This window comes from Arthrobacter sp. TB 23 (genome assembly GCF_000294595.1).
Taxonomy (GTDB): Bacteria; Actinomycetota; Actinomycetes; order Actinomycetales; family Micrococcaceae; genus Arthrobacter_D.
This window is the reverse complement of the sequence record NZ_ALPM01000050.1, coordinates 1-11,642: the sequence shown is the minus strand read 5'-3', so window position 1 is coordinate 11,642 and position 11,642 is coordinate 1. Positions and strand designations below refer to the sequence as shown.

Annotated in this window: 11 protein-coding genes, 1 tRNA gene and 1 other RNA gene; 6 read left to right on the top strand and 7 right to left on the bottom strand. The window is 63.6% G+C overall.

The window, feature by feature from the left end; translation table 11 throughout:
• Nucleotides 1-94: 94 nt before the first annotated feature.
• On the top strand, nucleotides 95-811 hold the full coding sequence (locus B384_RS0106405) for a DsbA family oxidoreductase (protein WP_019482296.1): 717 nt from the start codon (nucleotides 95-97) through the stop codon (nucleotides 809-811).
• 7 nt (nucleotides 812-818) lie between these two features.
• On the opposite strand, the gene B384_RS0106400 is transcribed toward B384_RS0106405, so the two are convergent.
• The 5 genes from B384_RS0106400 to B384_RS0106375 form a co-directional block, all read right to left on the bottom strand.
• Nucleotides 819-1,526 carry a LytR C-terminal domain-containing protein gene (locus tag B384_RS0106400; RefSeq protein ID WP_019482295.1) on the bottom strand — a complete coding sequence of 236 codons (708 nt, stop codon included), beginning with the start codon at nucleotides 1,524-1,526 and terminating at the stop codon, nucleotides 819-821.
• Nucleotides 1,519-1,818 (bottom strand): type II toxin-antitoxin system VapB family antitoxin, encoded by a 300-nt coding sequence (locus B384_RS0106395; protein ID WP_024476219.1) that lies wholly within the window; start codon nucleotides 1,816-1,818, stop codon nucleotides 1,519-1,521. Before B384_RS0106395 ends, B384_RS0106400 begins: the two co-directional genes overlap by 8 nt.
• 85 nt (nucleotides 1,819-1,903) lie before the next feature.
• The gene (locus B384_RS17975) at nucleotides 1,904-3,376 is read right to left on the bottom strand and encodes a multicopper oxidase domain-containing protein (RefSeq protein WP_237715249.1); all 1,473 of its coding nucleotides are present in this window, start codon (nucleotides 3,374-3,376) and stop codon (nucleotides 1,904-1,906) included.
• A gap of 44 nt (nucleotides 3,377-3,420) precedes the next feature.
• Nucleotides 3,421-4,866: a multicopper oxidase domain-containing protein gene (locus tag B384_RS0106380; protein WP_019482292.1), complete on the bottom strand. Its 1,446-nt coding sequence runs from the start codon at nucleotides 4,864-4,866 to the stop codon at nucleotides 3,421-3,423.
• Nucleotides 4,859-5,530: a hypothetical protein gene (locus B384_RS0106375; RefSeq protein WP_237715248.1), complete on the bottom strand. Its 672-nt coding sequence runs from the start codon at nucleotides 5,528-5,530 to the stop codon at nucleotides 4,859-4,861. Before B384_RS0106375 ends, B384_RS0106380 begins: the two co-directional genes overlap by 8 nt.
• Before the next feature lie 96 nt (nucleotides 5,531-5,626).
• On the opposite strand from B384_RS0106375, the gene B384_RS0106370 reads away from it, so the two are divergent.
• Nucleotides 5,627-6,517, top strand: a complete 891-nt coding sequence (locus B384_RS0106370) for a hypothetical protein (RefSeq protein WP_019482290.1) — start codon at nucleotides 5,627-5,629, stop codon at nucleotides 6,515-6,517.
• On the opposite strand, the gene B384_RS0106365 is transcribed toward B384_RS0106370, so the two are convergent.
• Complete coding sequence (locus tag B384_RS0106365; RefSeq protein WP_019482289.1) at nucleotides 6,514-7,014, bottom strand: glutathione peroxidase; 501 nt, start codon at nucleotides 7,012-7,014, stop codon at nucleotides 6,514-6,516. The two genes, B384_RS0106370 and B384_RS0106365, sit on opposite strands and share 4 nt — an antisense overlap.
• Nucleotides 7,015-7,089: 75 nt before the next feature.
• Between B384_RS0106365 and B384_RS0106360 the strand changes: the two genes are divergently transcribed.
• Nucleotides 7,090-8,037, top strand: coding sequence for an oxygenase MpaB family protein (locus B384_RS0106360; RefSeq protein ID WP_019482288.1), 948 nt, complete (start codon nucleotides 7,090-7,092; stop codon nucleotides 8,035-8,037).
• A 198-nt stretch (nucleotides 8,038-8,235) separates the two neighbouring features.
• On the opposite strand, the gene B384_RS0106355 is transcribed toward B384_RS0106360, so the two are convergent.
• Nucleotides 8,236-8,320 (bottom strand) — tRNA-Ser (locus tag B384_RS0106355).
• 191 nt (nucleotides 8,321-8,511) lie between these two features.
• On the opposite strand from B384_RS0106355, the gene ffs reads away from it, so the two are divergent.
• From ffs to B384_RS0106345, 3 genes are all read left to right on the top strand, one after another.
• An RNA gene (gene ffs, locus B384_RS20035) (signal recognition particle sRNA small type) lies at nucleotides 8,512-8,607 on the top strand.
• 24 nt (nucleotides 8,608-8,631) lie between these two features.
• A complete protein-coding gene (gene gluQRS / locus B384_RS0106350; protein WP_019482287.1) occupies nucleotides 8,632-9,525 on the top strand; it encodes a tRNA glutamyl-Q(34) synthetase GluQRS in 894 nt (297 codons plus the stop codon).
• Nucleotides 9,526-9,569: 44 nt separating this feature from the next.
• Nucleotides 9,570-11,642: DNA polymerase III subunit gamma and tau (locus tag B384_RS0106345; protein ID WP_019482286.1), on the top strand; the 2,073-nt coding region annotated here is incomplete at its 3' end.

The window sequence follows — 11,642 nt, the reverse complement described above, 5'->3', positions numbered from 1 at the left end:
CCGCGGGGTGCGGTGAGGGTGCGGTGAGGGTGCGGCGCGGCTGCGGTGGGGTGTAGCGGGAATACCCCGGAGCCAACCCCGCGTTGTGCGATGTATGCAGATTGAAATTTGGTCAGACGTCAAGTGCCCCTGGTGTTTCGTCGGCAAGCGCCGGTTTGAGACCGCCCTCGCCGGCTTCGAACACCGCGATCAGGTCACCGTGACCTGGAAGAGCTTCCAGTTGGACCCGGATCTCCCGGATCACTATGACGGCACCGAACAGCAGTACCTCGCTGAACGCAAGGGTATCTCCGAAGACCGGATCCGCGAGATGTGGGACAGCCTGTCCGCCTCGGCCGCCGGCGAGGGACTGAACTTCAGGTTCGAGGACGTCGTGGTGGGCAACAGTTTCACCGCCCACCGGTTCCTGCACCTGGCCAAATCCCAGGGGCTCGGCGACGCCGCCAAGGAGGCCATCCTGTCCGCCCACTTTGAACAGGGCAAAGACACCTCGGACACGGACTTCCTGGTGGAGCTCGGCAAGGAGATCGGCCTCACGGAGCACGACGTGCGGGCCACCCTCGGCACAGACCGGTTCGCCGACGACGTCCGCCACGATATTGCCGAGGCACGCACGCTCGGGATCAGCGGAGTACCGTTCTTCGTCATCGACCGGAAGTACGGCATTTCCGGAGCCCAGCCCGCCGATCTGTTCGCCGAGGCGCTCACCACCGCGTGGCAGGAAGCGAACCCGCTGACCCTCGTGAATCCCGCCGGATCCGCCGCGGCCTCCGCCGACGGCGAAGCGTGCGGGCCGGAGGGCTGCAACTAGCCTGCAGCTAGGGGGCAGCCGGGGTCGATTCCGGTGCACCCGACGTGGACTCGGCCTCGGCAGACGCCGTCGTCGGGTCGGTGCACACCAGTCCGGCCGGAGTTTCATCCAGCTCGGCTTCAGCGATGAGACCCTCGTACCCTGAGCCGACGACGACGTCGACGGTCGCGTCAGTGCGCTCATCCTCCACGAAGATGGTTCCCGGAATCTGGCGCTGTACGGTGAAGGCATTCGCGTAGCCCTCTGGTCCGGCAACCACGATGGCGGTCATGCCGACCCGGTTCACCTTGCGGTTGCCGATCTCGCCCAACACGAATGCTCGCTCCGCCAGGCCCTCACCGACCGAACCGGCCAGACCAGAAATGGTTGTGCTGTTGTACAGGTTCACGGTGACGGCCGAAGGGGACTGCACCTCGAACGGGCCCGCCGGGCAGGTGTACGTCGGCTCCAGGTCCGGTTCCAGCGCAGCGATGCGGATGTCTCCACGGTTGATTCCTATCGCGACGAAAACCGCCGCGGCGAGGAGAGCAACCAGTACGACCAGAACCACCCCGTGGCGGAGCCGGCGCATGTAAATGTGCGGGCGCTCCACCTCCCCCGTGTCTGCGAAGACGCTGTCCAGATCGTTTTCAGTAACGATCCGGTGGCCATGCCATTCAATGGGGTTTTTCTTGGACTTTTTGGTCTCGTGCCGGTGCGGGGGCTGGTCAGTCATTGATCACCAGCACGCGCGCGTGCAGAATGGTTCGTTGATGCAGGGCCGTGCGGACGGCACGGTGCAGCCCGTCTTCCAGATAAAGCGTCTCGTTCCACTGAACCACGTGCGGGAACAGGTCACCGAAGAAAGTTGAATCCTCGGCGAGGAGCGCCTCGAGGTCGAGGGTGGTTTTCGTGGTCACCAGTTCGTCCAGCCGTACCTGTCGGGGTGCCACACCCGCCCAATCCTTGGGGGTCACATATCCATGGTCAGGGTAGGGGCGTCCTGCGCTTACGGCTTTGAAGATCACCAATACAGACTAGAGAACATCATCGGGCAATGGAACATGAGCCGCACCTAACGGTCCTTAGCGGCCGAAAGGTTACGTTCCGCCGTCAGGTAGCGATGATTGGCACAGTGCGTTTCGCAAGGATTTCGCCGGTAATCCAATCCTCCCACTCGACCCTTAGCTCGTATCGGCCCGCCGAAGGCGGCGCCAGTATGACATCGTAACGTTCGGCTGCCCCGAAACACAGCACGCTGGTGAGCAGCGGATTGCCCGCTGCCGAACAGGGGGGAGAGGGCACCCCTGGCACAGAGGTGTCCCTGAAGGGCCGCCCGTCGTGGGCAATGATCTCGGCAATCTGCGCCGGGTTCCCCTCCCCGTCCGTGAAGTACATCCGGTTGGGCAGATAGTTGGCGTTCAGAATCCGCAGGAGGGTGGGCTTTCGTTCCCCCGGAACCACGTTGGCCTGGATGGTCGAGAGGCTCCAGACGCGGTCATCAGTGTCACCCGGGTCCGCCAGATTACCTCCCAGCAGATAGAAGTGCTTGGGCTCAAACCGATTCAAACCGACGTCCTCGCCGGACAGCCCCGCAGCATGGTCCATCTCATGCCAGCGTGCATCCACCGAATATGGAACGAGGATGCATTCCGTCGCGATGTCGTACTCGGGTCCGTCCACGAAGGCTCTGCGGGCTCCTGGGCTTACCGGATAGTCGGGATGCACCGTTGGGTCAACCACCAGGGCACCGAACATTCCCATCTGGGCGTGCAAAACCGTGTTTACGTGACAGTGATAAAAGTAGGTTCCCGCCGCCCCATAGTTGGGGTCCCCGGGTCTACCCAGTTCGGCCTGCCACTGGTAGGTGTAGGTTTCTCCAATCTCGAAGGAGGTGTGACCTACGCCATCGTTGCGTGGGTCCGGCTCCATGCCGTGCCAATGGATAGTGTGAGCTCCTTTACTCGGAGTAAATGTTGCGTGGAATATTTCGCCCTCTTTGGGCCGCAGCGTCGGTCCCGGCAGGCTTCGCCCGGAACTTTCCGATTCGAAACTCCAAATCTCGAATTTATTTCCGTCATCAAATTCAAGGTCCCGGGAAAAGAATTTCAAAACCACTGCTGTTTGCGGGGTTTGTAAAAATTCTGTGACGGGGTTATCCACATCAGTCTGGTCTGAGCTGAAGTCCACCTGACTGCGGAAGCGGTGTCTCGGCGTCCCGTCATCGTTGACAGGGGGTACAGGTGTAGGTGTGGGAGTAGGCGATGCAGTAACTGTGGGAGTAGGCGATGCAGTAACTGTGGGAGTAGGCGATGCAGTAACTGTGGGAGTGGGAACAGGCGTAGCAGATGCGCTGGCTGTAGCCGAAGGAGTCGCTGTTGCTGTTGCACTCGGACTAGGGGTCGGCTTCCTACGTTTAGCCTCCCTGGCCTTCTTCTCCGCCTCCTTACGCTTCTTTTCAGCAGCCTCCCTGGCCTTCTTCTCCGCCTCCTTACGCTTCTTCTCAGCAGCCTCCCGGGCCTTCTTCTCCGCCTCCCGCTGGCGTTTGGCAAGCTCCTCATCCCGCTCTGCCTGGCGTTTAAACATCGAGGTGCGGCGATCATCGCGTCTACTGGGTACTTGAACGTTGGTCATGGTCCTGTTCCTATGATTGGTGCCTTCAGCGTCCAGTGGGCAACCATCCCTCCGGGGTACATACCACCAGCGGCCGTCTGCGACGGTTCGGCGTGGCAGTGCATCGGGTATTCCCAATCTGTTGTCCGCGCAGCCCAGACCGCGTTCACGGCATCCGGGGGCCGCTTGATGGGGAGAATGCAATCCTTACGATCCATCGGCTCCAGCTCAACCACGTCCTCCCATTGTTGGACCACCACATGCCCCTCGGGGTCCACGAAGCCGTCCCTGCGCGGCCAGGGATAATTGTTTCGCCCCACCGTCCAAAGGTGATTACCATGAAAGTGCATCTGATGGAACACAATTCCCGGATTGACCATTCGCACCAGTTGTCCACCGCGAAGGGTCCCCGCCTCGGTACCCTCCCCAAACTGCCGCACATCCAGTTGGCGTGGATACCCTGAGATTAGGGTATCCTCCTCCCTCTCCAGGTTCAGTGCGTCATTGGTGGTGATGCCAAGCGATTCATAGCCGCTGCGTCCGTTGAGCGTGAAATAACGCGGTACTGCTTTGGTTTTGCGTGGGTCGACGGTCCCCCCGGAGGCCTCGATCCCAGCCCACACGGAATCAACATCGTGGCAGATCCATAGCCATTGCCGTTCGAACGATGCAAGATCCTCCCCGATAGCCCACTGATGGTCCGGATGGATGACCAGCAGTACCCCGAAGAGACCCAGAACCCTTTCCACTGGCTGATTGGTCGGATCGGAGTAGATATAGGTTCCGGGGGCGGGCGCATCAAGTTCCAATAATTTGCTTCCTGCCGGATCAATGATCCCGGTACTGACGTTGCCGCGGTTGGGTCCGGCCCCATGCAGAGTAAGCTCATGAGGCTTGGACAGCCGGTTGTGCACCCGAAGGCGAATTCTGCTTCCCACTTCGGCGATGATAGTTCGTTGTGGCAAATAGCTCGCCCAGTAGTTGCGGCGGATGAAGTACTGCCCCGGGTTAGCCGGATCCGGGCCGTAAGGCAGCGGAGTCCCTTCCGGTGGAAGAACGGCGCCCAAAGGGTAACTTCGGCTCTCCACTAGCCGGCCATCGGCTGTGAACACCTTCGGAACAATAGCCAGGCTAGGGTTGGCGTCGTTGACGTCGGTAGGACGATCACCAAATCCCCGGTGATACACCAGTGAGGCATCGACCATTTTCAGGTAGCCATCGTTGATGTACAGATCTAGAACCCCTGGAAGAGGGGTGACCGCCAGAGGTTGGCTCGATGCAACTACACGGGCCTGGGCGGGCTTGGAAGACTGCCCGTAGAGCAACGCCGCTGCCCCAACGCTTGCGGCGGCTCCATACCTGAGGAAGTCCCAGCGGCCCAGCTGACCGGCAGTCGCCTCAAGATCAGTGGGTTTCGCCACGTTTCCGACGCTGGTTTTCGCGGTTTCCTGGATGTCAGTCATGATCCACCGCCAGCGAACCAGGCCGGTGGAGCACGGACGGCAGTTCGAGGGTCAGCGGGGCCACGCCGCCCCAAGGGTCAGTGAACTCAGCGGAGAGACTCGTCTCATCTGAGGGCACCAGGAAATTGATCCACAGGGATGTTGTCGATCCGGCTGGTAGCGGGCCAGTGACAGCTTCCGCGTCTCGGGTCGTCACGGTGGGTCCATCCACCCCGACCTGCAGCCGCAGTTGGCCCGGGGCAAAGAGTACCGGTTGGTCAGTCGAATTATGGACTTCCAACCGAAGGGCAATATGGTCCCCCCAGGTGCTGTTTGCCGGTTGAACTGAATGACCGATGACCGCAGGCCCGTGACCGCGGTGGCCAGTCACGGCCTGAGCAGACGTACCGCCGCCGCTGGAATCTTGTGCCGGGGGAAGCCGCATCTGCCGCTCGGCCTCGGTCAGTCGAACGCTGCCGAAGGAGGTCTTGACTCCCGGCGGATTGGCAGAGGTACCCGCTGCCAGCAGGCCGCCCGCTGCCGCTGTGCCAGCCACCGTGACCCCGACCAGCACACCAAAGACACGGCGAGTCAGGCCCGGGCTCTCATCGGCCGTGCAACCTACCTCACTGACTATCCCTGCGTCGCCAATGGATTGCGATACTTCCCCTAACAGTGTGGTCATCGGTCTATCCGCTCTTAACAGTGACTTCTTCGGGTATTAACTGTCACCGCTCAATTTTCACTTCGGCACCTTGTAGAAAACATGGAGAATAGGTGTATGCCTGCTACGATCACTCACCCGCTGACCGGACTTCTGCTGGATGTCGACGGACCAATCGCGAGCCCCGTGTCCCGGACCGTACGGCCGGCGATCATCAAGGACCTGATGACCCTCGCCGCCGCCGGGTGGCCGGTCATTTTCAACACGGGGCGGTCTGATTCGTTCATCCGCAGCGAGGTGATGGAGCCGATGCTGGCGGCGGGGATCCCCGAGGGTGTGGTGTTCCACGCCATCTGCGAGAAGGGGGGCGTCTGGTTCAGCTTCGACCGGTCGGGGGCGGGCGAACTGCATGTCGACCAGGCTCTGGCGCTGCCGAAGGAGTTCGGGGCAGGGATCCGCGATCTGGTGGCGGAAAAGTACTTTGGGCACATGTTTTTCGATGAGACCAAATACGCGATGGTGTCGGTGGAACAGCACATTGAGGTGGACAACACCGACTACCTGGCTGAGCAGGCCGGGTTCGACGCCGACGCGCTGGCCCTGATGCGGTCCTTCGGGATGGGGGTTTGCCGGTTGGCCCACCATGCACCGGACAGCGATGACAACATTGACTACCGGATCGACCCGACAATCATCTCCACCGACATTGAATCGGTCCGTCTCGGCAAGGACCTCGGCGCCGAACGGGCCCTGGCCCTGCTCGGCCAGATTCCGTCCCGCTGGCGGACGGTCGGGGATTCACGCACCGACTACGCGATGGCCGATTACCTCCACGAACACGGGTACGACGTCGCCCATGTTGACGTCCGGCCCGCCGATGGGGTCCCTGAGACTCCGTACCCCGTGCTCACCGAGGATCACCTGACCAACGACGACGCCGGAGCCGCCTTCCTGGCCCGCTGCGTGCGATCGTTGCAGACCGCCAGCGAGGAACCGGCACGCAGTTAGGCTGCCTTATCGAGGGCACCCTCGATCGCCGCGACAACCTCTGCCGACTCTGGCTCAACCGTCGGAGCGAATCGCGCCACCACCGAGCCCTGATCATTCACCAGGAACTTCTCGAAGTTCCACTTCACCATGCCGGGCAGGATTCCGTTCTTGAACTTGGTCAGCTCCGAGTACAGCGGGTGCTGATTCTTGCCGCGCACGTCGGCCTTCTTGGTCAGCGGGAACGTGACGTCGTAGGTGGTGGAGCAGAAGGACTGGATATCCTCGTCGGTGCCGGGCTCCTGGCTCATGAACTGGTTGCAGGGCACTCCGACCACCACAAATCCCTGGTCCCGATACTTCTGGTACAGGTTTTCCAGCCCCCCGTATTGCGGGGTATAGCCGCATTTCGACGCAACATTCACCACCATCACCGTCTTGCCCTTGAAATCGCCGAACGACCTCTCGGTGCCATCGTTCATGGTCAGGGGGATGGAATGCAGATTCGTTGGTGACATGGTTACTCCCGGTAGGCGACTGCTTAGCATTCGTACGGTAACAGCCAGCGGATGGGCCTAGGCAATAATGAAGGAGTGGCCTCACTTAGAAACACCGGGCTAACCGCCTGGCGAACCCAGCTCCGCAAGACCTTCACCGGCAACGCGGAGGTCCCACCAGCCTGGGCGGAGAAGCTGGACGAGGGCGACGACGTCGGCTACTTCCCGCCGTCGTCAGCGGCCTGGGCGGTGCACGGGTCAATGACCCCCCTGGTCGGCGGGATCCGGGCGCTGCTGCTGCAGGCCCTGCACCCGGGTGCGATGGCGGGCGTCCACGACTTCTCCCGGTACCGCGAGGACCCACTCGGCCGTCTCGCCGGCACCATCCAGTGGATTTTCACCGTCACCTACGGCTCAGCCGAAACGGCGAAGGCCGGTTCGGCCTGGGTGCAGCGGCTCCATCAGCGGGTCACTGGTACCTACATCGACAGTAGGGGTGTCACCCAGCCCTACTCGGCGGGTTCCCCCGATCTGCTGCGCTGGGTGCATCTGGCCTTCACTGACGCTTTTCTGGCGTCGCATCTGGCGTATGGGCCGCCGATTCCCGGGGGTGCCGACAACTATGTGGCTGAGTGGGCACAGGCCGGGCGACTCATGGGGGTCACCGATCCGCCGGAGTCGGCGGCTGAATTGGCAGCGCAACTGGCAGCGTTCGACGACGAGCTGGTGTGCGGCCCGCAGGTCACCGAAGCGCTCCGGTACATCAAACGTCCGCCGCTGCCGATGTCACAGCGATTCGGCTACCGGGTGTTGTTCGCAGGGGCCGTGGCCACACTCGAACCCCGCCACCGGGACCTGTTAGGGCTCCGTGTTCCGTCGCTGGGTCCCATTCCGCTGCCGGTGCGCACCGCGACGCGCCTGGTCATGTTCATCGTCCGTCTCGGCCTCGGCCCCGAGGGCCCGAGCGAGGCGGCCGCGCTCCGCCGGCTCGCCCGGCTGCGGGGCACTGACGCTGAAGCGAATCCGCCCCAGCCCGGGATGTGAGGTCCCGCCAGCGTCACAGCTTCCCGCCGGGACGGGATTTCGCTGCGCCTGACCTCTCATCCTCAGCGAAACGGGCTGGTGGGTGGTCGTTTGAGCCGGTCCTGCGGGAAGTGTCGCGGGACCGGGATCCGATGCACGGGAAAAAGGAAAAGCGGCCCTGACAGGCGTAATGCCTTGTCTGAGCCGCTTTCCTATGTGCGGAGGATGGGGGATTTGAACCCCCGAGGGCGTTAACCCAACACGCGTTCCAGGCGTGCGCCATAGGCCGCTAGGCGAATCCTCCTAGTTTGGAGCAGATACCAGAATACCCACTAGGGAACGATCTAACGAATCGCCGCCGTGTGACCTTGTCGGGCAGCTCTGGGATCGCACCCGGTTCAGCGGACATTCAGCCAGCGTTCGGCCCGCCCCGCGGCACGGCGACCGACGATTCTGCCGGTTCGAATCCGGCCCCGAGATTCCTGTAGACTCGTTTCCGGCCCCTCATGTGGTGTCACCCTGTGAACTCCCCCAGGACCGGAAGGTAGCAAGGGTAAGCGGGCTCTGGCAGGTGCATGGGGGGTCTTCTCATCCCCTGATGCTGCAGGAGCACCGATGAACAGCCCCGGCGCTGGCCGCTTCGCCCCCAGCCCCTCCGGCGAGCTACATCTGGGGAACCTCCGCACCGCGATCTTCGCCTGGCTGTTTGCACGCAGCACCTCCCGGACCTTCCTGCTACGGATCGAAGACCTGGACCGGGCCCGCGCCGGAGCCGAGGCCGCGCAGCTCGCCGAGCTCACCGCCGTCGGGCTCGATTGGGATGCGGCACCGGTCCGTCAGAGTGACCGGATCCCCCTCTACCAGGCCGCTGTCGGGTCCTTGCGGAAAGCTGACCTGCTTTACGAGTGCTACTGCACCCGCCGTGACATTGCCGAGGCCGCCACCGCCCCCCATTCGCTACCCGGGTCCTACCCGGGCACCTGCCGGACCCTGCCGGCGTCGGCTCGTAACCGCCAGCATGGCCGACCCCCTGCTCTGCGGCTGCGATCCGAGGTGACCGACTGGACGGTCCAGGATGAGTTGCACGGCAGCTACACCGGACCGGTGGATGACCTGGTCATTGTCCGCAGTGACGGTGTTCCCGCGTACAATCTTGCGGTGGTGGTCGACGACGCCGCGCAGGGAATCGACCAGGTGGTCCGCGGCGATGACCTACTCAGCTCCGCCCCCCGGCAGGCTTATTTGGCCAGCCTGCTGGGGATCGCCCCGCCCCAGTACGCGCATGTCCCACTCGCGTTGAACCGGGAAGGGCAGCGCCTCGCCAAGCGTGACGGCGCCGTCACCCTCGAATCGCTCGCCGATAAGGGCTGGACCGCCAGCTCGGTGAGGGACCTGATCCTTCGGTCGGCGGGGCTCCCGGCGGGTACGCTGGCAGGAGCGCTCGAGGCGTTTCACCTGGCAGGAGTGCCGCGTGAAGCCTGGATAGTTGAGCCCGGCGAGCTGTCCTGATTCCGCCACCGCAATACGTCACCACCAACCGATAGGGTTCTTTTGTGAGCACAGCCCTTTACCGCCGATACCGTCCCGAAGCCTTCGCGGACGTCATTGGCCAGGAGCACGTCACCGAGCCCCTCATGGCTGCCATTGAGAAGGGCCGGGTCAACCACGCCTACCTGTTCTCCGGTCCGCGCGGTTGTGGAAAAACAACATCGGCACGCATCCTGGCGCGTTGCCTGAACTGTGCCCAGGGCCCCACCCCGGTCCCCTGCGGGGTCTGCGATAGCTGTGTTGAGCTCGCCCGCGGCGGCTCCGGCAGCCTTGACGTGATTGAAATCGACGCTGCGAGCCACGGCGGCGTCGACGACGCCCGTGATCTCCGGGAGCGCGCCACCTTCGCACCGGTCCGCGACCGGTACAAAATCTTCATCATCGATGAGGCCCATATGGTCACGTCGGCGGGCTTCAACGCCCTCCTGAAGATCGTCGAAGAACCCCCGGAACACATCAAGTTCATCTTTGCCACCACCGAACCTGACAAAGTGATCGGTACCATCCGGTCCCGCACCCACCACTACCCGTTCCGGTTGGTGCCGCCCGAGCCGCTGATGGCCTACCTTGATCTGCTCTGCCAACAGGAGGGCATCCCCGTGGCCCCAGGGGTGCTGTCCCTCGTGATCCGGGCCGGCGGCGGGTCCGTGCGTGACTCACTGTCCGTACTCGACCAGCTCATGGCCGGCGCCGGTCCGGACGGTCTCGACTATGAGCTTGCCGTGTCCCTCCTCGGTTACACGCATGCGTCCCTGCTTGACGACGTCGTCGACGCCTTCGCCGCGGGCGACGCTGGCACGGTGTTCAGCGCCGTCGACCGGGTGATCCAGACTGGGCATGACCCACGCAGGTTCGTTGAGGACCTACTGGAGCGGTTCCGCGACTTGATTATCGTGAACGCGGTTCCCGACAGCGCGGCGGCGATCCTCCGGGGCACCCCCGACGACCAGCTGAACCGGATGCGCACGCAAGCCAACCAACTGGGCCGCGGCGAACTCTCCCGCGCCGCGGACATCACCAACACGGCTCTGACCGAGATGACCGGTGCCACGTCACCGCGTCTTCACCTTGAGCTGCTCTGCGCGCGGATCCTGCTGCCCGCCGCCGATGAGACCGAGCGGGGAACCCTGGCCCGCGTTGACCGGATCGAACGCCGCCTGCAGTACGCCGGGTCCGACGCCGGGTCCGATGCCGCGCCCAGCCAACCGACAGCCCCTGCTGCCACCGCCCAGGACCACGCTCCCGCGATCCCGGCAGGCCGCTCCCAGGGCGTTGCCCCCTCGGCGGGCTCCGACCCGGATGGGAAGACGGCCAGTACTGCGACGTGGCCCGAGGAGACTGCTCCCGCAGAGAAGCCAACGACACCGTCAGTCACCCCGGCTGGCGTAGCCCCGAGCAGCCCAGCGCCGACCGCATCAGGGCCGGCCACACCAGGCCCGGCCACATCAGCTCCGAACACTGCAGGTTCAGCTGCAGGGCAGAATGCTGCGGGCCAGAATGCTGCGGGTCAGAATGCTTCAGGTCCGGCTGCGGGCCCGTCGTCGTCGGCGCCGGCCGCATCCCCGGCCGCGCCCGAGCCTGCGCGGCAGGACCCAGCATCGGCTTCTTCCTCCTCCGGGGCACCGCAGGTGGAAATGATCCGGCGTGCGTGGCCCGAGATCATGGATGAACTCGCCCGCATCAAACGCACCACGTGGCTCAACGTCAATCCGGATGCCAAGCCGCGGAGCATGAACGGGAACCAACTGGTCCTCGCCTTCGCGACCCAGGGAAACGCCATCGCCTTCCAGCGCGGCACTCACATGGACAACGTGAAACAGGCGATCCACAAAATCCTGGCCCTGAACGTCACCATCGAAGTACTCCACGACGGAGCAGCGGCAGCGGGTGAGCCAAACCCAAAAGTACCCACTAGTCGGCAGGCGCCGACAGAGCCTCCCAGCAGCTCGACGCCCAAATCACTTCAGCCGAGCCAGTCGCTCCCGACAACGGCGCCCTCACCTGAGGCGCCAGCCGGACCTCACCAGCCTGCAACCCCGGCAGCACCACCATCCGCAGCTACACCCGCGGAACCGGCG

Coding starts and splice junctions, on each gene's coding strand:
- B384_RS0106405 (WP_019482296.1), top strand. CDS start 95: ATGCAGATTGAAATTTGGTCAGACGTCAAGTGCCCCTGGTGTTTCGTC.
- B384_RS0106400 (WP_019482295.1), bottom strand. CDS start 1,526: ATGACTGACCAGCCCCCGCACCGGCACGAGACCAAAAAGTCCAAGAAA.
- B384_RS17975 (WP_237715249.1), bottom strand. CDS start 3,376: ATGTTTAAACGCCAGGCAGAGCGGGATGAGGAGCTTGCCAAACGCCAG.
- B384_RS0106380 (WP_019482292.1), bottom strand. CDS start 4,866: ATGACTGACATCCAGGAAACCGCGAAAACCAGCGTCGGAAACGTGGCG.
- B384_RS0106375 (WP_237715248.1), bottom strand. CDS start 5,530: ATGACCACACTGTTAGGGGAAGTATCGCAATCCATTGGCGACGCAGGG.
- B384_RS0106370 (WP_019482290.1), top strand. CDS start 5,627: ATGCCTGCTACGATCACTCACCCGCTGACCGGACTTCTGCTGGATGTC.
- B384_RS0106365 (WP_019482289.1), bottom strand. CDS start 7,014: ATGTCACCAACGAATCTGCATTCCATCCCCCTGACCATGAACGATGGC.
- gluQRS (WP_019482287.1), top strand. CDS start 8,632: ATGAACAGCCCCGGCGCTGGCCGCTTCGCCCCCAGCCCCTCCGGCGAG.